At 60.5% G+C, this 19,611-nt stretch carries 16 protein-coding genes and 1 pseudogene; 1 reads left to right on the forward strand and 16 read right to left on the reverse strand.

The features are described 5' to 3' along the window. Window positions 1-47: 47 nt before the first annotated feature. The 4 genes and pseudogenes from QFX16_RS21485 to rluC all read right to left on the reverse strand — a co-directional run bounded on the left by QFX16_RS21485 (window position 48) and on the right by rluC (window position 4,123). A pseudogene (locus QFX16_RS21485) lies at window positions 48-1,378 on the reverse strand (IS4 family transposase). Between the two features lie 119 nt (window positions 1,379-1,497). Further along, a complete protein-coding gene (locus QFX16_RS21490) occupies window positions 1,498-2,487 on the reverse strand; it encodes a S49 family peptidase (protein WP_283181257.1) in 990 nt (329 codons plus the stop codon). A gap of 24 nt (window positions 2,488-2,511) precedes the next feature. Beyond that, window positions 2,512-3,174, reverse strand: coding sequence for an HAD-IA family hydrolase (locus QFX16_RS21495; protein WP_283181258.1), 663 nt, complete (start codon window positions 3,172-3,174; stop codon window positions 2,512-2,514). Further along, complete coding sequence (gene rluC, locus QFX16_RS21500) at window positions 3,161-4,123, reverse strand: 23S rRNA pseudouridine(955/2504/2580) synthase RluC (protein ID WP_283181259.1); 963 nt, start codon at window positions 4,121-4,123, stop codon at window positions 3,161-3,163. Before rluC ends, QFX16_RS21495 begins: the two co-directional genes overlap by 14 nt. Before the next feature lie 700 nt (window positions 4,124-4,823). On the opposite strand from rluC, the gene rne reads away from it, so the two are divergent. After that, window positions 4,824-8,015: a ribonuclease E gene (gene rne / locus QFX16_RS21505; protein ID WP_283181260.1), complete on the forward strand. Its 3,192-nt coding sequence runs from the start codon at window positions 4,824-4,826 to the stop codon at window positions 8,013-8,015. Window positions 8,016-8,081: 66 nt separating this feature from the next. Here rne and QFX16_RS21510 read toward each other — a convergent pair whose 3' ends face one another. The 12 genes from QFX16_RS21510 to QFX16_RS21565 form a co-directional block, all read right to left on the reverse strand. Next, window positions 8,082-8,675, reverse strand: coding sequence for a nucleotidyltransferase family protein (locus tag QFX16_RS21510; protein WP_283181261.1), 594 nt, complete (start codon window positions 8,673-8,675; stop codon window positions 8,082-8,084). Then, window positions 8,672-9,655 carry an XdhC family protein gene (locus QFX16_RS21515; RefSeq protein ID WP_283181262.1) on the reverse strand — a complete coding sequence of 328 codons (984 nt, stop codon included), beginning with the start codon at window positions 9,653-9,655 and terminating at the stop codon, window positions 8,672-8,674. Before QFX16_RS21515 ends, QFX16_RS21510 begins: the two co-directional genes overlap by 4 nt. After that, complete coding sequence (locus QFX16_RS21520; RefSeq protein ID WP_283181263.1) at window positions 9,655-11,976, reverse strand: xanthine dehydrogenase family protein molybdopterin-binding subunit; 2,322 nt, start codon at window positions 11,974-11,976, stop codon at window positions 9,655-9,657. Before QFX16_RS21520 ends, QFX16_RS21515 begins: the two co-directional genes overlap by 1 nt. Then, window positions 11,973-12,446, reverse strand: coding sequence for a (2Fe-2S)-binding protein (locus tag QFX16_RS21525; RefSeq protein ID WP_283181264.1), 474 nt, complete (start codon window positions 12,444-12,446; stop codon window positions 11,973-11,975). The genes QFX16_RS21520 and QFX16_RS21525 overlap by 4 nt, the downstream gene beginning before the upstream one ends. Window positions 12,447-12,690: 244 nt before the next feature. Next, window positions 12,691-13,710 (reverse strand): UDP-N-acetylmuramate dehydrogenase, encoded by a 1,020-nt coding sequence (murB, locus tag QFX16_RS21530; RefSeq protein ID WP_283181265.1) that lies wholly within the window; start codon window positions 13,708-13,710, stop codon window positions 12,691-12,693. Beyond that, the gene (locus QFX16_RS21535; RefSeq protein WP_283181266.1) at window positions 13,707-14,171 is read right to left on the reverse strand and encodes a low molecular weight protein-tyrosine-phosphatase; all 465 of its coding nucleotides are present in this window, start codon (window positions 14,169-14,171) and stop codon (window positions 13,707-13,709) included. Before QFX16_RS21535 ends, murB begins: the two co-directional genes overlap by 4 nt. Beyond that, on the reverse strand, window positions 14,171-14,935 hold the full coding sequence (kdsB, locus tag QFX16_RS21540; RefSeq protein WP_046049062.1) for a 3-deoxy-manno-octulosonate cytidylyltransferase: 765 nt from the start codon (window positions 14,933-14,935) through the stop codon (window positions 14,171-14,173). The genes QFX16_RS21535 and kdsB overlap by 1 nt, the downstream gene beginning before the upstream one ends. Further along, window positions 14,932-15,117, reverse strand: coding sequence for a Trm112 family protein (locus tag QFX16_RS21545; protein WP_007945752.1), 186 nt, complete (start codon window positions 15,115-15,117; stop codon window positions 14,932-14,934). The genes kdsB and QFX16_RS21545 overlap by 4 nt, the downstream gene beginning before the upstream one ends. Window positions 15,118-15,142: 25 nt before the next feature. After that, window positions 15,143-16,153: a tetraacyldisaccharide 4'-kinase gene (lpxK, locus tag QFX16_RS21550; protein ID WP_283181267.1), complete on the reverse strand. Its 1,011-nt coding sequence runs from the start codon at window positions 16,151-16,153 to the stop codon at window positions 15,143-15,145. Next, entirely contained in the window at window positions 16,153-16,584 is a 432-nt protein-coding gene (gene pocB / locus QFX16_RS21555) for a flagellar polar localization protein PocB (protein ID WP_283181268.1), read from the reverse strand. Before pocB ends, lpxK begins: the two co-directional genes overlap by 1 nt. Further along, on the reverse strand, window positions 16,581-17,216 hold the full coding sequence (pocA, locus tag QFX16_RS21560; RefSeq protein ID WP_283181269.1) for a flagellar polar localization protein PocA: 636 nt from the start codon (window positions 17,214-17,216) through the stop codon (window positions 16,581-16,583). Before pocA ends, pocB begins: the two co-directional genes overlap by 4 nt. Window positions 17,217-17,313: 97 nt before the next feature. Beyond that, window positions 17,314-19,536: a DNA internalization-related competence protein ComEC/Rec2 gene (locus QFX16_RS21565; protein ID WP_283181270.1), complete on the reverse strand. Its 2,223-nt coding sequence runs from the start codon at window positions 19,534-19,536 to the stop codon at window positions 17,314-17,316. Between the last annotated feature and the right edge of the window lie 75 nt (window positions 19,537-19,611).

Here is a 19,611-nt window from a genome sequence, read left to right on the forward strand (position 1 = left end):
AGAGACCGCGCAGACATTAAAAAACCGGCCACTTGGGCTAATGCCAGTCAGTTAAGCTGACTGGCATTTTTATTTTTGATCGGATACTTCGGGGATTTAAGCCTGATGGCCCGGGGGTAAACGCGCTCCTCCCGTCGATGAGGCAGGACATAATGCATGGCTGAAGCATGAAGCTCGGCCAGGTATTTGGGGATGTTCCCGGAACGGTCGGCCGAGACGCTGTTGATAAACCCGAGGATCGCCCAGGTACACGCGGTAAAACTCATTTCACATGGGTTAATACCCGGACAACGACGGCTCATTTCCACCATCTGATAGCGCAACAAGTTGTAGCCCAGCAACACGCCCCACAACTCTTGCTCGATCATCTCGGGCGTCTTGCTGCGCAGCGTATAACTGCTGTTGAGCAGCGCCTGTTTCATCTCCCGAAACCCTAGTTCGATCTCCCATCGCTGGCTGTACAGATCGACGATCTCGTCGGATGGAAAGCGCAGCGGGTCGGCCATCGAGGTCAGGATCTGACACACCTTGCCTTTGACGGTTTTGCTCAGGAGTCGCGCGGTCAGGCGCTCCGGCAGCCCCGGCCATTGCTTGCGGGCCTGTGGCGAAGTGCTTAACGAAACCATCGCATCCTGGCGACCCAAGCGCTGAACCACTTCGTACTGCGCACCTTTGCGCAGTGGCATCAGCCAATGGCGCTCGGTGCCGGCTTGCTGCCATTGGTGCAGCAAACCCAGGGAATAAAAGCCGCGATCGAACAGGGTCAACGAGTGATCGGGCGTGGTTTCGATCAGTTGTTCCGCCAGCTTCATTTCGCTGCTGCGGTAGCCGTCAAACGCACTGCCGATCAGCAAGTGGCTGGTCACTCCATTTGGCAGACCATGCGCACCTGAGGAAAACCAGTGTCGCCATGCTGGTTGCTGGCGGAGTCGTAACGCGCACGGTTTTCGGGGGTATCGGGTGTTCGCCAGACGACGCCGTCGACACCCAGTAAGCGCAAACCGGCCCAAGTCGGATGACCGACCGCCTCATGCCAACTTTTCTGAGTCAGATCGAAGACCTGTCGTACAGCTTCGCTGCCTAATCGCTGACGGGCCTGGACTACGGCGCTGGGCGCCACCAGCGGACGTTGTCCCGGCAGCATGATGATCATGCGGCTGACCACATCCCAGGCCGACATGCGTCGAAAGAACGCCATGGAGATCACGCACCAAAGCATCATTTCCAGCGGCAAACGCCGCTTGCGCAGGGTCGCTACGCCTGCCTGCTCCAGTGCCTGTTCGACCAAAGAAGGATCGAGCAAGGAATCCAATCCCTCGATTGAATTCGGAGTGGAGGCGATGTTGTGGGCCAGTTCCAGGACCCGAGCGAGACGCATAAAAAAATCCGATGCCAGTACAGGCATCGGATTTTGATTTCTTGCGGCCAAAGGTCAAGCGAGAGGGCTTAACTGATCGGCATTAGCCACTTGGGCCGGTTTTTTTATGCCGAAGGAGATCAGCGCAACGAAGGCCCCTGGAAGCCCATCCACATCGCCAGATGCTCAGCCACGCTGGCACCGAGTTTTTTCGAGAAGCGATCGAACGGCGATTCCTGAACAGTGAAGTCCACCAGCTCTTTCTCGCCGATCACGTCCCGCGCCACCGAACTGGCATTCCCCAGACCATCGATCAGGCCCAGCGGCAGCGCCTGCTCGCCAGACCAGACCAACCCGGAGAACAACTCCGGATGCTCCTTGTCCTTGAGGCGGTCGCCACGACCTTTCTTGACGCTGCTGATGAATTGCTGATGAGTGGTATCGAGCACGCCCTGCCAGAACTGAGTCTCCTCAGGTTTTTGCGGCTGGAACGGATCGAGGAACGATTTGTGCTCGCCGGAGGTGTAAGTGCGACGCTCGACACCCAACTTCTCCATCGTCCCGACAAAGCCATAACCGGCCGCCGTCACACCAATGGAACCCACCAGGCTCGCCTTGTCGGCGTAGATCTGATCCGCCGCACTGGCGATGTAATAAGCACCGGAAGCGCCCAAATCAGAGATCACCGCGTAAAGCTTGGTGTCCGGATGCAGGCCGCGCAAACGGCGGATCTCGTCATAGACGTAACCCGACTGCACCGGACTGCCGCCCGGACTGTTGATTCGCAGGATGACACCTTTGACCTTCTTGTCCTCGAACGCTGCACGCAGGCTGCCGACGATATTGTCAGCGCTGGCTGGCTCCTTGTCGGCGATCATGCCGGTCACGTCGATCAGCGCGGTGTAGTTACCACTAAGGGTGGCAGCTTTTTCCATGTCCATCAGCGGCGTGAACAGGATCAACGCGCCAAACAGGTACACAAAGGTCAGCAGCTTGAAGAAAATCCCCCAGCGACGGGACCGGCGCTGCTCCTGCACGCTGGCCAGCAGGGTCTTTTCCAGCAGCTTCCAGCTTTTCTCGTCACCGCTCTCTGCGCTTGCCTTGGCGGGCGCTTTCCATTCGTCGGTCATGACATCTACCCCAGCAAAAACCTATTAAGCCCGCTGACTCAGCCAGGCATGCAATTCTGAAAAACAATCAATGGCCAGTGCCGGCTCGAACAACTTCAACGCTTCGATCGATTGCGCGCCATAGCTGACGGCCACCGAATCCATGCCGGCGTTGCGCGCCATCTGCAAATCAAAGGACGAATCGCCCACCATCAGCGCCTGCTCCGGGCGAACCTCGCAGTGAGCGAGGATCTGCTCGAGCATCAGCGGATGGGGCTTGCTGGCGGTTTCGTCGGCCGCGCGGGTGATATCGAAATAATCTTCCCAGCCGTGAGACTTCAGCACCCGATCCAGCCCGCGACGAGCCTTGCCGGTCGCAACCGCCAAGTGATAACCCTCGGCACGAAACGCTTCCATCGACTCGACCACACCTTCGAACAACGGCGAAGGCACAGCTTCCGAGGCGATGTAGTGATCAGCATAGTGCTGACGGAAGGCTACCAATTCTTCGTCGCCGATTTCCGGATACAACGTGCGAATCGCTTCCGGCAAGCCCAGACCGATGATGCCCTTGACGGCAAAATCATCGCGCAACTGGAATCCGGATCGCTCGGCCGCGACATGCATCGACTCGACAATCCGACCAATGGAATCAGCCAGCGTGCCGTCCCAATCGAAAATCAGCAGCTTGTAATCAGATGGGTGCACTCAGGCGCTCCACGGTTTTGGCCCACATCTCGTCGACCGGTGCCTGCAACTTCAGCTCACCACCATCCGGCAGCGGTACGGTCAGCATGTAGGCGTGCAGGAACAGGCGCTTTCCGCCCAGGTCACGAATCTCTTTGCTGAAGCCTTCATCGCCGTACTTGGTGTCACCGGCAATGCAATGTCCGGCGTGCAAGGTGTGGACGCGGATCTGGTGAGTCCGGCCGGTGATCGGTTTGGCTTCGATCAGGGTGGCAAAGTCGCCAAAACGACGCAGGACCTTGAACACGGTCACGGACTCCTTCCCCTCATCCTCGTCGACCTCGACCATACGCTCGCCGGAGCGCAGATTGCTCTTGCCGAGCGACGCTCGGACTTGCTTGATCGAGGCCGCCCAGTTGCCGCGAACCAGCGCCATGTAGCGCTTATCGACGCCATCGCCGCGCAATGCCGTGTGCAAGTGACGCAGCATGCTGCGCTTCTTGGCGATCATCAGCAGGCCGGAGGTGTCACGGTCGAGACGGTGAACCAGTTCGAGCTCCTTGCAATCGGGACGCAACTGACGAAAGGCTTCGATCACCCCGTAAGTCAGGCCGCTGCCACCGTGAACCGCGATGCCGCAAGGCTTGTTGATCACGATCAACGCCTTGTCCTCGAAGACAATCGAGGCTTCGAGGCGCTGGAGCAGGCCTTGGGCCAGCGGCACCGGCTCGTCGCGCTCAGGCACGCGAACCGGCGGCACGCGCACGATATCGCCCGCCTGCAGCTTGTATTCGGGCTTGATCCGACCTTTGTTCACTCGCACTTCGCCTTTGCGCAAAATGCGGTAAATCAAAGTCTTGGGCACGCCTTTGAGCCGAGCGAGAAGGAAGTTATCAATACGTTGGCCGGCATATTCCGGCGAGACCTCCAGCAGTTGTACGGCTGGGGTCGAAGGGGCAGTAGTCGTCATGGCGCGGATGATAACAATTTTTTATGGAATTGAAGCACTTAATCATTGCTGCTATAGTCGCGAACGCCGCCAAAAGTGGCCTGGACAGCGGACTAACGGTCAAAAACCGGCCCTGACCAACGCAATTCACGAGGACGAGAGGCCGTCCTACGGGGCTTTCGCTACGAAACGGTAGAGTTTGCAGTTGTAACGAGCGCAGGTGACATGAGGCCTGAAGCATGCCGCAAAGCAGAGTTTTCACTCGCCTTGCGAGCAAATATTCACGGCCAGTTCACAAAGTGCAGTCAGCTACGAACAACCCCGAGCGAACGCTTCGGAAACAACGCCTAAATTAGCCATGATGCGTGACCTCCCCTTTCGGAGCTCACGGTAAATGCCAACCCGCTGCGGATTCTGCGCGCGGCAGCACCCGAATTATCAGGGATACGTGTAGGGTGGAGATGCACAACCGCTGGACTGTGTAGCAATAGGCTTTATCAAGACGCTTCATCTCGTCCACAGCCGCTGGTTGATTCCTCCTCCTGACTGAGTGCTTAAGTAGCCACAGCAAGCAGGACGCGTACGTCGCGACGCCGGCCCAATTGGTCGGGGTTCGCTAGACACTGGAGTGTCCAACCACTCCTGACGCACCTGACACCGACCATGAGAAGTCGTGTGTGCCGAACGCCGTTTCCGGCAGCCCGGAAACCGACGGTACTACATGAAAAGAATGCTGATTAACGCAACTCAACCCGAAGAGTTGCGTGTTGCACTGGTAGATGGCCAACGCCTCTACGACCTGGACATCGAATCCGGTGCACGCGAGCAGAAAAAGGCCAACATCTATAAAGGCCGGATTACTCGCATCGAACCAAGCCTTGAGGCTGCCTTTGTCGATTTCGGCTCTGAGCGCCACGGCTTCCTGCCCCTCAAAGAAATCTCCCGCGAATACTTCAAGAAAGCCCCCGAAGGCCGCGTCAACATCAAGGACGTCCTGAGCGAAGGCCAGGAAGTCATCGTTCAGGTCGAAAAAGAAGAACGTGGCAACAAGGGCGCAGCCCTGACCACCTTCATCAGCCTGGCCGGTCGTTACCTGGTTCTGATGCCGAACAACCCGCGTGCCGGCGGTATTTCCCGTCGCATCGAAGGTGAAGAGCGCAACGAACTGCGTGAAGCCCTGAACGGCTTGGTTGCCCCAGCCGACATGGGTCTGATTGTTCGCACTGCCGGCCTGGGCCGCAGCAGCGAAGAAATGCAGTGGGACCTCGACTACCTGCTGCAACTCTGGACCGCCATCAAAGAAGCCTCGCTGGATCGCTCCGCGCCGTTCCTGATCTACCAGGAAAGCAACGTGATCATCCGCGCCATCCGTGATTACCTGCGCCAGGACATCGGCGAAGTGCTGATCGATAGCGTTGAAGCCCAGGACGAAGCCCTGACCTTCATCCGCCAGGTGATGCCGCAGTACGCCAGCAAGATCAAGCTGTACGAAGACAGCGTTCCGCTGTTCAACCGTTTCCAGATCGAAAGCCAGATCGAGACCGCTTTCCAGCGCGTCGTTGAACTGCCTTCCGGCGGCTCCATCGTGATCGATCCGACCGAAGCCCTGGTGTCCATCGACATCAACTCGGCGCGCGCCACCAAAGGCAGCGACATCGAAGAAACCGCTCTGCAGACCAACCTTGAAGCCGCCGAAGAAATCGCCCGTCAGTTGCGCCTGCGCGACATCGGCGGCCTGATCGTCATCGACTTCATCGACATGACCCCTGCCAAGAACCAGCGCGCCGTGGAAGAGAAAGTCCGCGAATGCCTGGAAGCCGACCGCGCTCGCGTGCAAGTCGGTCGCATCTCGCGCTTCGGCCTGCTGGAAATGTCCCGTCAGCGCCTGCGTCCATCACTGGGCGAAAGCAGCGGCATCGTTTGCCCGCGTTGCAACGGCACCGGCATCATCCGTGACGTTGAATCACTGTCGCTGGCGATCCTGCGCCTGATCGAAGAAGAAGCCCTGAAAGACCGCACTGCCGAAGTTCGCGCACAAGTGCCGATCCCGGTCGCTGCGTTCCTGCTCAACGAAAAACGCAACTCGATCACCAAGATCGAACTGCGCACCCGTGCCCGCATCGTCATTCTGCCGAACGATCACCTCGAAACGCCGCACTTCGAAGTTCAGCGTCTGCGTGATGACAGCCCGGAAGCCAGCATCAACCAGTCCAGCTACGAAATCGCTGCTGCCGCTGCCGAAGTCGAAGAAGTCCAGCCAGCCGCTGCGACCCGCACCCTGGTTCGCCAGGAAGCCGCGGTCAAGACTGCTCCGGCCCGCGCCAATGCGCCGGTTCCAACCGAAGTCGTCGCTGCCGCACCTGTTGCCGCACCGGCCGCCGCGCCAGAGCCAAGCCTGTTCAAAGGCCTGGTGAAGTCGCTGGTCAGCCTGTTCGCGACCAAGGAAGAGCCTGCAACTCCGGTTGTGGTTGAAAAACCGGCCGCCGAGCGTCCAGCCCGCAACGAAGAGCGTCGCAACGGTCGTCAGCAGAGCCGCAACCGTAACGGTCGCCGCGATGAAGAACGCAAGCCTCGTGAGGAACGTGCACCGCGTGAAGAGCGCGCACCACGTGAGCCACGCGAAGCCCGCGAAGAAACTCCGGCAGTCGCCCGCGAAGAACGCGCTCCACGTGAAGAGCGCGCACCACGCGCCCCTCGTGAAGAACGTGCACCGCGCGCTCCTCGCGAAGATCGCAAGCCACGTGGCGATCGTGAAGAGCGTCCGGTTCGTGAACTGCGCGAGCCTCTTGATGCTGCTCCGGCCGCTGCTGCTACTGCTACTGCTGAAGAGCGTCCAACTCGCCAGCCACGCGAAGAACGTGCTCCACGCCCACCGCGTGAAGATCGTCAGCCACGTGTAGAGCAAGCCGCTGCCGCAGTAGCTGAAGAAGAGCTGGTTACCAACGAAGAATTGCAGGAAGACGGTCAGGAAGGCGCCGAAGGCGATCGTCCACGCCGCCGCTCCCGTGGCCAGCGTCGTCGCAGCAACCGTCGTGAGCGTCAGCGCGATGCCAACGGTAATGTGATCGAAGGTTCGGAAGAATCCGAGTCCGCCGAAGGTAACGAAGCTGCCGAAACCAACGAAGCGCCAAGCGCTGCCGATCTGGCCGCAGGCCTGGCTGTTACCGCAGCCGTTGCCAGCACCGTGATCAGCGCTCCAGCCGAAGCACAGGCTAACGAGCAAGCCGAACGCGCGACTGCCGCTACCCTGGAAACTGCTCCAGTGGAAGCGCCAGTGGTTGAAGCAACGACTCCGGTCGAAGCCACCGCTGCTCCGGAAATCGAAGTGGCCTCGGTTCGTGAAGCACAGCCTGTATTTGAAGCTGCCGCTGAGCCAGTGGTTGCCGCAGAACCGGTTTTCGAAACAGCCAGCGAAACAGTGACTGAAGCTGTCCGTGAAGTTCGCGAAGAGCAAACCGCGTTCAACTGGGTTGCCGAGCCAACCGCCGCCGAAGCGCCAGAAGCCGAGGCCATGGTGTCCGAGCCAGTGGTTGCTGCTGCCGAGCCTGCTCCGGTGGTTGAAGCGCCGGTTGTTGCCGAAGTGGCCGCACCGGAAGTCGAAGCCGCCCCTGTCAGCGCCCTGACGCCAAGTGGCCGTGCGCCGAACGACCCACGTGAAGTGCGTCGCCGCAAGCGTGAAGCCGAGCGTCTGCAGAAGGAAGCCGAACTGGCTGCCACTGCTGCTCCGGCTGCTGTCGAACCAGCAACGGTTGCCGCTGAAGTCGTCGAGGCAGCACCTGCCCCGGCTGCTGAAGTCGCTGCTGCCGAACCCGCTGAATCGGTGATCGACGAAGCACCGCGCTCCGTTCAGGAAGCGGTAGAGCAACACGAGCAAGCCCTGGAAAAAGAACACGAGCCTAAACCTCTCGTCTGATTCCATCGGCCACTAAAAAGCCCCGCCTGGTGATCCAGGCGGGGCTTTTTTATGTCTGCGGTTCTGTCATTGCGGGTAGATCAATTTCTCTGGCACATCCACATCCCACAACACCCCGGGATCGCCCACTGCCACCTCGACGACTCTCGCCTGCGCAAACAACGCCTTGGCACCTCGATCACCGGACAACGCCATCAACGCCGAACCAAAACTGCGCCCAAATCCCACCGGATGCCCATACTCACCTTGATGCACCGGAACACTGACGGCGTCATCAGCAATCTCCGCCACCACCCGCTCAATACTCGACGGCAAGATAAACGGCATATCCCCCAGCACAATCAGCCAGCCGCCGAGCTGCGGACACGCCGCCACCCCGGCCGCGATGCTGTCACCCATGCCGGTCGATTCGATCAGCACAATCTCGCAGCCATAGGCCTTGGCCATGCGGATCACTTGTGGTCGATCCACAGTGGTCACCAGGACGCGCTTCTCAAGAGAGGCCGGCAAATTCACCAGCACTTGCTCGATCATCGAATGAACAGCACCCTCGCGCCCCGTACAATCCGCCACCAGCTTGTCCCTCTCGGCACCGGCCTCCTGTCGAAACCGACTGCCCTGCCCCGCTGCCAACACGATGACGCCGATGGGCTCGCTCATACCACCTCCTGCAACAGCTTCTTCTGCTTCAGTTCGACGCCGTTCTTGATCGCCACGATTTCGGCCAGCAGCGACAAGGCGATTTCCGCCGGTGTGTGGCTGCCTATGTGCAAACCGATCGGGCCATGCAGCCGAGAGATAGCCTCTTGTGACAAGCCTAGCTGAGCGAGATTTTCCCGGCGTTTGAGGCTGTTGACCCGGGAGCCCAGCGCACCGACATAAAACGCCCTGGAATCCAGGGCCGTGAGCAGCGCCATGTCATCGAGTCGAGGATCGTGGGTCAGCGCGACGATGGCCGTACGCTCGTCAGTCTGGATGCTGAGCACCGCGTCATCGGGCATGCCCGAAACAAATCGCCCGTGCTGCTCTTCCCAGCCGTAAACGAACTCGGTACGTGGATCGCAGATCAGCACTTCGAAATCCAGCAGCCGCGCCATCTCGGCGACATAACGGGACAACTGCCCGGCGCCGATCAGCAAAAGCCGCCAACGCGGGCCGTAGATGGCGCGCAATGTCTTGCCATCGAACATCAGCACATCCGTCTTGTCAGCCGGTTGCAGCATGACTTCACCCGTCTCGACACTGAGTGAGCGAGCCACGATTTCATGCGCCTCGCAGCGCGCCAGCAACTCGGCGACCCAAGCCGGATCGCTGACCCGCTCCTCGGTCAGGCGCAAGGTGCCGCCGCACGGCAAACCGAAGCGTGCCGCCTCTTCACGGGTGACGCCGTAAGTGATCAATTGCACCGGCGGCCCATCGGCGGGAATACGACCGTCGTGCAGCCGGGCAATCAAATCGTCTTCGACACAACCACCGGACACCGAGCCAATCACCACGCCATCTTCACGCAAGGCCAGCATGGCGCCAGGTGCTCGCGGCGCAGTGCCCCAGGTCTGGACCACGCTGTACAACACCACCCGCTGACCGGCGCGGCGCCATTCGAGCACGCTGCGCAGGACATTCAGATCGACGCTGTCCATCAGGCCTGCGCCTTCTGCCAACCTTGCAGCTGATAGCGAACCGGCAAGTTGCGGATGCGTTTGCCGGTGGCGGCAAAGATTGCGTTGCACAGCGCTGGCGCAATCGGTGGCACGCCCGGTTCACCGACACCGCCCAATGGCACGTTGCCTGGCGGCGTGACCAGATGAACCGCGACTTCCTTCGGCGCCAGGGACATGCGCGCCACTTCATACATGTGGAAGTTGTCCTGCTGGACCTTGCCGTCCTTGAAGCTGATTTCCCCCAGCACCGCGTTGCCCAGGCCCATGACACAGGCGCCTTCGAACTGCGCACGAATCCGCTCGGGGTTGATCTGCGGTCCGCAATCCACCGCGATGTCGGCCTTGTGCACGATCAGCGTGCCGTCGTCTTTGACTTCAACCTCAATCACCGCTGCCACATAGGTCACGAAACTGTAATGCACCGCCAGACCCAGACCTCGGCCCTTGGGCAACTCGCGGCCCCAACCGGAAGCTTTGGCGGCGGTTTCCAGTACCGTGCGCAGACGTGCGGTGTCGATCGGATAACGCTCGGGCGATTCGCCGTAGTTCCACTCTTCACTCAAGGTGCGCGGATCGATCTGCCGGTCCGGGCCGAGCAATTTGATCTGGTACTTGAGCGGATCCTGGCCGGCCTTGTGCGCCAGTTCATCGACAAAGCTCTGAATCGCAAAACCGTGAGGAATGTTCGACACCGAGCGATACCAGCCGACCCGGGTATGGACCGTCGCTTCCGGGTTTTCCAGGCGCACGTTAGGAATCGCGTAAGCCATGTTGGTAAAGCCCATGCCCAGCTCGAAGGCCGCCTCATGATTCATGCCCGGCGCAAACAACGCAGTGATGCTTGGCGCCACGGTGCGGTGCAACCAGCCGGACGGCAGGCCGTCCTTGTTCAGGCTGGCTTTCAGGTACTCGGCCGACACCGTGTGGAAATAGGAGCAGTGGATGTCGTCTTCACGGGTCCATTGCACCCGCAGTGCCTTGCCGGGGAATTCCTTGGCAAGGATTGCGGCTTCAATGATGAAGTCCGGTTTGGATTTACGACCGAAACCACCACCGAGCAAGGTGACGTTGAAGGTGACGTTATCGAACGGAATACCGAGGCGCTCGCCAATTCGTTCGCGAGTGACTTGGGGTGCCTGGCTTGGAGCCCAGGCTTCGCACACACCGTCCTTGAAGCGGGCGATGGCGACCATCGGTTCCATTGGCGCCTGCGTCAGGTGCGGCAGGTAATAGGATGCTTCGAGTGTGCTGTCGGCGCTGCCCATCGCGTCATCGATGTTGCCGGTATTGCGCACCACTTTGCCGGATTTGAGGGATGCTGCCTCAATTTCCTTGCGGTAGGCGATCGAGTCGTAACTGGCGTTGGGGCCATCGTCCCACTCGATTTTCAGCGCTTCGCGGCCCTTGATCGCCGCCCAGGTATTGCTGGCCACCACGGCCACGCCGCCCAGCGGTTGAAACTCCAACGGCAGTGGACGATCTTCGATCTGAATGACCTTGATCACGCCCGGGACTTTCATCGCGGCGCTGGAGTCGACGGACTTAACCTTGCCGCCGTACACCGCAGGACGTGCAATGGTGGCGTAGAGCATGCCGTCGAAATGTACATCTGCACCGTAAATAGCGCGGCCATTGACGATGTCGGCACCGTCGATAGCCTTGGTGCCTTCCTTGCCGATATAGCGGAATTCCGACGGCTGCTTGAGCCGCAGGCTGTCACGCGCCGGTACCGCCAGCGCACCGGCCGCGGCGGCCAAAGCGCCGTAACCCAGCTCACGACCGGTCGGTTGGTGAATGACTTTATGCAGTTGCGCTCGGCATTCGCTGACCGGCACCTTCCACTGTTCGGCTGCCGCTTGTTCAAGCATGGTCCGCGCGGCAGCACCGCAGCGACGCATCGGCTCGTACCAGTGGCGCATGCTGCGCGAGCCATCGGTGTCCTGGTTGCCGAAGCGCACTTCGTCGCCCGGCGCCTGTTGCACCTTCATCATCGCCCAGTCGGCTTCCAGCTCATCGGCCACCACCATCGTCAGGCTGGTGCGCACACCCTGGCCCATTTCCGAACGGTTGCAGACCACGGTCACCATGCCGTCGGCGGCAATGCTGACGTACACCTTGGGATCGTCGATCCAGCCGTTGGGCATGCCATCGGCGCCGAATGTCTTCTCTTTCTCGGCAGCGAAAGCGTCTTGCCAGCCCCAGCTCGCAACCAGTACCAGCGCACTGGTGGCGCTAACGCCTTTGAGGAAACCGCGACGACTGAGGTTGCTCAGCGCGAAATCATTCGGTAGCTGGCTCATGCCTTGGCCTCCTTCAGGTGAGTGGATGCCTGGCGGATGGCGGTCTTGATGCGGTTGTAAGTGCCGCAGCGGCAAATATTGCCGACCATTGCCTCTTCGATCTGTTCGTCGCTGGGGTTCGGGTTGGTCTTGAGCAGCGCCGTGGCGGACATGATCTGCCCGCCCTGACAGAAACCGCACTGGGCCACGGCGGTGTCGAGCCAGGCTTGCTGGACGACTTGCCCGATCGGGTCGTTGTGCAACTCGTCGATGGTGGTGACATTCTGCCCGTTCACGGAACTGATCGGCGTGATGCACGCCCGCGCAGGCTGACCGTCGATATGAATCGTACAGGCACCGCACAGCCCCATGCCGCAGCCGAATTTCGTGCCTGGATGGCCGCCCGCTACATCGCGAATAGCCCACAGCAGCGGCATCTCGTCCGACACATCCATTTTGTAGTATTGACCGTTAAGCTTCAGGGTATTCATGGGCACGCCCGCATAGTTATTGGTTATGGGGTCGAGCAATCTGCCGCCTGGTGTTGGCGGTTGGCATCACGCAGATCGGCTCAGGCTAATGAGGCTCTCTTATGCGGACGATAGCGTCTGCATCGGGCCTTTGATGGAGCAAACGTTTGCATCGTTAGGTGGCTAAGTTAACCCAGCATTAACAAAAAAGCCCTGCACCGTTAAACGTGTGCAGGGCTTTGAAATCAGTCTTGAAAGCGTAGCTTCAATACCGATTGGGCTCCATTTCCAGGTCGACATGGAAACGTTCCGAAATGTCTTTCTGAATGCGTTGCGCCAGGTTCAGCAATTGCAGACCGGTCGCGTTGCCGTAGTTGACCAGCACCAACGCCTGCAATTTATGCACGCCGACATCGGCGTCACGGAAACCTTTCCAGCCGGCCCGCTCGATCAGCCACCCCGCTGCCAGTTTCATTTGCCCGTCGGGTTGCGCGTAGGCCACCAGATCCGGATATTCACCTTTGAGTTGCGCGACAAGCGCCGCTGGCACCAAAGGATTCTTGAAGAAGCTGCCGGCATTGCCAAGCACCGCCGGGTCCGGGAGCTTTTCGTTGCGGATGCTGCAAATCGCCTGACTGACATCAGTGGCTGTCGGATGATCGATACCTTGCTCGGTCAGGCGCTGGCGCACCGGGCCGTACTCCAGATGCAGGTGCGCGGCGCGGTCCAGGATGAAACGAACCCGCAGGATCAACCAACGCCCCGGTTCCTGCTTGAACAGGCTGTCGCGGTAGGCGAAGTTGCATTCTTCCAGGGTGAAATCCCGCAAGTCGCCGGTCTGACGATCCAGCGCGGTCAGGCCGGCGAACACATCCTTGATCTCCACGCCATAAGCACCGATGTTCTGCATCGGTGCCGCACCGACGGTGCCGGGGATCAGACTGAGGTTTTCCAGGCCCGACAAACCCTGCGCCAAGGTGTGCTGCACGAACGGATGCCAAGGCTCGCCGGCCTCGGCTTCGATCACGACCTTGCTGCCGTCATCGCTCAGGATGCGAATCCCGCGCGTGGCCATGCGCAGCACCAGCGACTGGATATCGGCCGTCAGCAGCAGGTTGCTGCCACCGCCAATCACCAGCAGCGGCACATCATGTTCCTCCGCATAGGCCAGGGCTTCACGCACGTCGGCATCGCTGTGGGCTTCGGCAAACAGCCTGGCCTTAACGTCGACACCAAAGCTGTTGAACGGTTTGAGCGAAACCTGGGCGTGCACCTGCAAACTCATAACCGTCCCTTCAATTCGATCACCAGCAAATCACTGGCGCGCTCGATCAGGTCCAGCACCTGCTCGAAGCCTTGGTCGCTGTCGTAGTACGGATCCGGCACTTCATCGATGTCTGACTGGTAGCGACGCAGGAACAGGTCCAGCTCGGCCTTGCCCCTGGCCGGTTGCAAGGCCTTGAGGTTGCGCAGGTTGCTGTGGTCCATCGCCAGAATCAGGTCGTAGGTGGCGAAATCGGCGCGGGACACTTGCTGGGCGCGCTGGGCGGACAGGTCATAACCGCGCAGTTTCGCCGCAGCCTGGCTGCGCTTGTCCGGGGACTTGCCGACGTGCCAGTCACCGGTGCCAGCGGAGGCGACTTCGATTTGATCGGCCAGCCCCGCTTCGCGCAGTTTGTGTCGCAACACGCCTTCTGCCGTGGGCGAACGGCAGATGTTGCCCAGGCAGACAAACAAAACCCGCATCAGGCCTCCAGCAGGCGACGAACGCGCTCAAGGTCTTCAACGGTATCGACGCCGGTGGGCGGTGCGATCAGCGCGTCGGCGACGTGAATCCGCACGCCGTGCCACAGGGCACGCAGCTGTTCCAGGGATTCGGTATTTTCCAGCCAGCATGGGCCCCAGCTGACGAAGTCATGCAGGAAACCGGCGCGGTAGGCATAGATGCCAATGTGCCGGCGATACGGCACGCCTTCCGGCAATTGCTCGCGGCTTTTGGCGAACGCGTCCCGGGCCCACGGCAACGTGGCACGACTGAAGGTCAGCGCCAGGCCATTAAGGTCGCTGACAACCTTGACCACGTTGGGGTTAAACAGGGTTTCCACGTCTTCGATCGGCTCAGCCAACGTGGCCATGCGCGCTTCGGTGTGGGCGGCCAGGTTGGCGGCAACCTGATCGATCACGCTCGGCGGGATCAACGGTTCGTCACCCTGGACGTTGACCACAATGGCGTCGGGCGCCAGGCCCAGCTTCGCGGCGACTTCGGCCAAACGGTCGGTGCCGGAATTGTGATCTTCGCGGGTCAGCACCACTTCAGCGCCAAACCCGTTGCAGGCCTCGACGATGCGCGCATCGTCAGTGGCAACCACCACGCGCTGAGCACTGCTTTTGCTCGCCTGTTCCCAGACGTGCTGGATCATCGGCTTGCCGGCGATCAGGAGCAGCGGTTTGCCCGGCAAACGAGTGGAGGCATAACGCGATGGAATGACAACGGTAAAGGCTGTGGTCATTTATCCAGACGCTCGTCGGTGGTCAGGGTGCGGGCTTCGGTTTCGAGCATCACCGGGATGCCGTCGCGAATCGGGTAAGCCAGGCCTGCGCCCTTGCTGATCAGCTCGGTTTTGTCGGCACTGAGCTTGAGCGGGCCTTTGCAGACCGGGCAAGCGAGGATATCGAGCAATTTGGTGTCCATGAGCATTCCCTGGATAAAAACGGATTTAAGGCAAAAGACGAGCCGGCAACAGGCGCATCAGCTGCGTATCGAACCAGGCCACGAAGGCCGGCGATGGCGCAGCATCGACCGCCAGGTACCACCAATCGGCGGCGGCGAAGGCACGGCACTTCACCGCGTCCTTTTCGGTCATCACCAACGGCAATGACGGTGTGAAATTCAAGGCCTGCACGCTGTATTCGGCGTGGTCGGCAAACGCATGCGGGACTGGTTGCCAGTGTAGCGTTTCGAGGGTTGTGAAGAAACGCTGCGGGTTGCCGATCCCGGCCACGGCGTGCAGCGCCTGGCCTGCGGGAAAGTGATCGAGGGGACGCCGCTCGCCGCTTCGCAGATTGACCAGTTCGGTGGGTTGAAGCTGGAAGGCAAAACCGCCTTCGCGATCGTCATCGGCACCGTTGTACAGCACCGCGTCGACGCTTTGCAGGCGCTCGGCCGGCTCACGCAACGGCCCGGCGGGCAGACAGCGCTGGTTGCCCAAACCTCGGGCGGCGTCGATCAGTACCAGCTCCAGGTCGCGGGCCAGACGGTAATGCTGCATGCCGTCGTCGGACAGGATCAGGTCCAGCGGTTCACTCGCCAGCAGGGCTTTGACGGCGCTGCTGCGGTCCGGGTCGATCATCAACGGAACGCCGGTGCGCTGGACGATCAAGAGCGGTTCGTCGCCTGCGATATCGGCGCTTTGATCCGCCTCGACTCGCCAAGGCAGTTGCGGCGGTTTGGCGCCGTAACCTCGGCTGACCACGCCAACCCGCAAACCGCTGCGCTGGCAGTGCTGGATCATCCATAGAATCAGTGGCGTCTTGCCGGTGCCGCCGACGGTGATGTTACCGACTACGATCAGCGGCACCGGCGGTTGATAGATCTCGCCCTCACCCGCCAGAAAACGCTTGCGTTTGTTCATGACCACGCGCCGATACAGCCACTCCAGCGGCTGCAACAGCTTCAAGGCCGGATGACCTTGGTACCATGCGGCGAGCAAGCGATCGGACATGGCCATCAGGGCGCGGGCGGCGCCGCCTCGACAGTGGTCATGCGCAGGTGGCTGAAACCGAGTTTACCGGCGGCGTCCATGGCGGTGATGACGGACTGATGCTGAGTCTTGCCGTCGGCGCTGATGGACAGCGGCAGGTTGGTGTCGCCACTGGATTCTTTCTGCAGCGCATCCATCAGGGTCGCCAGGTCGTTCTTGGGCAATACCTGATTATTCACCGAGAAGGCGCCTTCGGCACTGATGGCAACGTCCAGATGCTTGACCTGCTGGTCTTCGGCAGGCGAACCGCTGACCGCTTCCGGCAGATCAACGCGCAACTGGGTTTCACGGGTAAACGTGGTGGTGACAACGAAAAACAGCAGCAGGATAAACACCACGTCAATCAGCGACGCGAGGTTGATGTCTACATTCTCCCGTTGCTTGCGGCGGAATTTCACGCTTTGCTCCCATTCAGGTCAACATCACGGTCGCCCTGCACCACCTCGACAAGCTTGATCGCTTCCTGCTCCATGCCCACCACCAGTTCATCGATCCTGCGTTGCAGGAACCGGTGGAAGAATACCGCCGGGATGCCGACCATCAGGCCTGCGGCCGTAGTAATCAGGGCCTTGGAGATACCACCGGCCAACACGGCAGCGTTAGTGGTCATGCCCGAACCCATGAATGCGCTGAAGATATCGATCATGCCCAACACCGTCCCCAACAGACCCAGCAACGGGGCCATGGCGGCGATGGTGCCCAGCGCATTGATGTAGCGTTCGAGCTCGTGAACCACTCGCGCGGCGGCTTCTTCTATGCACTCTTTCATGATCTCGCGACCATGCCTGGAGTTGGCCAGGCCGGCAGCCAGGATTTCGCCCAGCGGCGAGTTGGCGCGCAGTTCCTTGAGTTTGTCCTTATTGAGTTGTTTGTCCTTGATCCAGACCCAGACCTGCCCGAGCAAATGCTCCGGGGTCACACGGCTGGCTCGCAGGGTCCAGAGACGTTCGGCGACGATCGCCATGGCTGCGATGGAACTCAGAATGATCGGTATCATCATCCATCCGCCGGATTTGACCAATTCCCACACAGTGACAGTCCCCTCGAAAAAGTGCGCCACTCTAACATAGGGGGTCGGCGCACCGAAAACCGCGATGTCGCATCCGGTCGGGCTTTAATCACTCCGGTTATTGCACAGAGCGCCAGAAACGCCGTTCTTGACGCATCGTCCATGGCGGCTTGAAGCGTCCCAGTTGCAGACGGATGGCACCCTGTTCGGCGCTGTCATGGATCGACATGCCACGCTTTCGATAGCGCGCCATGATCGTGGGATGGGGATGACCGAATGAATTGCCCTGGCCGCGGGAGATCAGCACTGCTTTGGGTTGCAGCCCGGTAAGCAGCGCCATGGAAGATGAGCTGCGACTGCCGTGGTGCGGTGCCTGCAACCAATCGGTGGTGACGGCGAGTGGACTGTCGAGCAGTGCCCGCTCGGCTACGGTGTCTATATCACCGGTCAATAACAGACGCTCACCGTTGGCTTCTATCTGCAGGACGCAGGATTTTTGATTGCTGTCGCTGGCCGAAGACCACTGCCAGAGCTGGAACCTCACATCATCCCAGACCCATTGCTTGCCGCTCTCGCAGCCTTCTGCCTGCAATTCGGCCGGCAGCGCCAGGGGATCGCCACTGACCACCCGTTTCACCGGCAGGCCATTGGCAACGGCCCGGGCGCCGCCCGCATGATCGGCGTCAGCATGGCTGATCAACATCAAATCGAGTCCATTCACGCCCAGTTTGCGTAAAGTCGGCAGCACCACCCGCTCGCCCAGGTCGAAATCGCCGAAACGTGGCCCGGTGTCATACAACAGTGTGTGATGACGGGTGCGCACCAGGATGGCCAAACCCTGGCCGACATCCAGCTGCCAAACTTCGGCGATGCCTTCAGGCAAGACCTGCCGGGGTGGAAAAACCAGCAACAACAGCATCGGCCAACCCAACGAGCGAAACGGCACACCCCGAGGCATTAATAGTAGAAAGGCACCGAATGTGCCGAGTGCCCATATCCACAACGGGATGGCCACCGGCACCCACGCGGGTAAATACCCGGCCATCAGCGTCAGGCCCTTGAACAAGAGGTCGATCAAACCTCCTGCCAACCACAGCAACCCTTCGCCCACGTAAGGAAGGGGTAAAAACAACGTACCCAGCAATGCCGGAGGCAGCACGACCAGGCTGATCCACGGCACCGCGAGCAAATTGGCCACCGGCCCGCTGAGACTGATCGGCAACCCGAGCACCAGCAGCAACGGGCACAGACCAATCGCGATCAGCCATTGGGCACGGGTCCACGTTTGCCACCAACGCCATGGGCCCAGCCGACCACCGAAGGTGAAGATCAACACCGCCACCGCCGCGAACGACAGCCAGAAACCCGGTTGCAGACTCGCCAGCGGATCCAGCAGCAAAACACCGTCGAGCGCCAGCAACAACGGCCACCAGGCGCCGAGGTGACGAAATCGCAGGCGCCACAACAGCACCAGACCGATCATCACGCAGGCCCGCCGCACCGGCACCTCGAAACCGGCCAGCAGCCCATAACCGAGAGCGGCCGCGAACGCGAGTCCACAGGCCCACGGCAGCCAAGGCAAGCGTTTCGGCCACAGGCCATAACGGGTCAGCCCGGCAATCAACAGATACACCAGCCCTGCCAACAACCCGATGTGTTGTCCGGAAATCACCAACAGATGGACGGTGCCGGTGTCTTGCAGCACCTGCCAGTCTTCGCGACTCAGTCCGGCGCCATCCCCCAGCACCAACGCCGTCAGCGCTCCCGTTCGTCCCTGGGCATCCACGGACTGCAAGCGCTGACGGATGCCGTCGCGCCAGGCCCATTGGGCTTCCTTGAGCCGCTCGCCAGCCTTGACCGTCCCGGTAGCGCCGATGCGTTGCGCCAACAGCCAGGCGTCGTAATCGAAGGCATGGGGATTGAGCAGCCCCGCAGGACGCTTCAACTTGACCGCCAGTCGCCAATGTTCGCCGCTCTTGACCGGCGGCCCGTCATACCAGGCCAGGCGCAGAAGTTTCGGCACCTTCCCATGTCGCGACCGGGCGTCCGCCAACTCGAAACGCACGACGGCCTCATTGATCTGCGGCAATCCCGTCACCCGACCTTCGACCCAACGGGTTTCGCTATCGAGGCTCATCGGCAGCCGATCATCCAGCGCCCACTGTGCATTCGCGCACGCCCAACTGAATCCGAACAGGAAAAACGCCAACGGATAAGTCCTGAACGGCAGCGCCATCAATCCCATGACTGGCAACAACAGCCACAACCAGACCGGCGGTAGTACCGGTAAAAAACGCAAGATCAACAGACCCAACGCCAGCGCCATCATCCCTGTGCGCATACGCCCGTCCTTGAGAGTCCCCTCTTAGGCATAGCCGGCTAATCGCACAGGCATCGTTATTAATTGTCACAAAGT

The organism is Pseudomonas svalbardensis, assembly GCF_030053115.1.
GTDB classification, from domain to species: Bacteria; Pseudomonadota; Gammaproteobacteria; order Pseudomonadales; family Pseudomonadaceae; genus Aquipseudomonas; species Aquipseudomonas svalbardensis.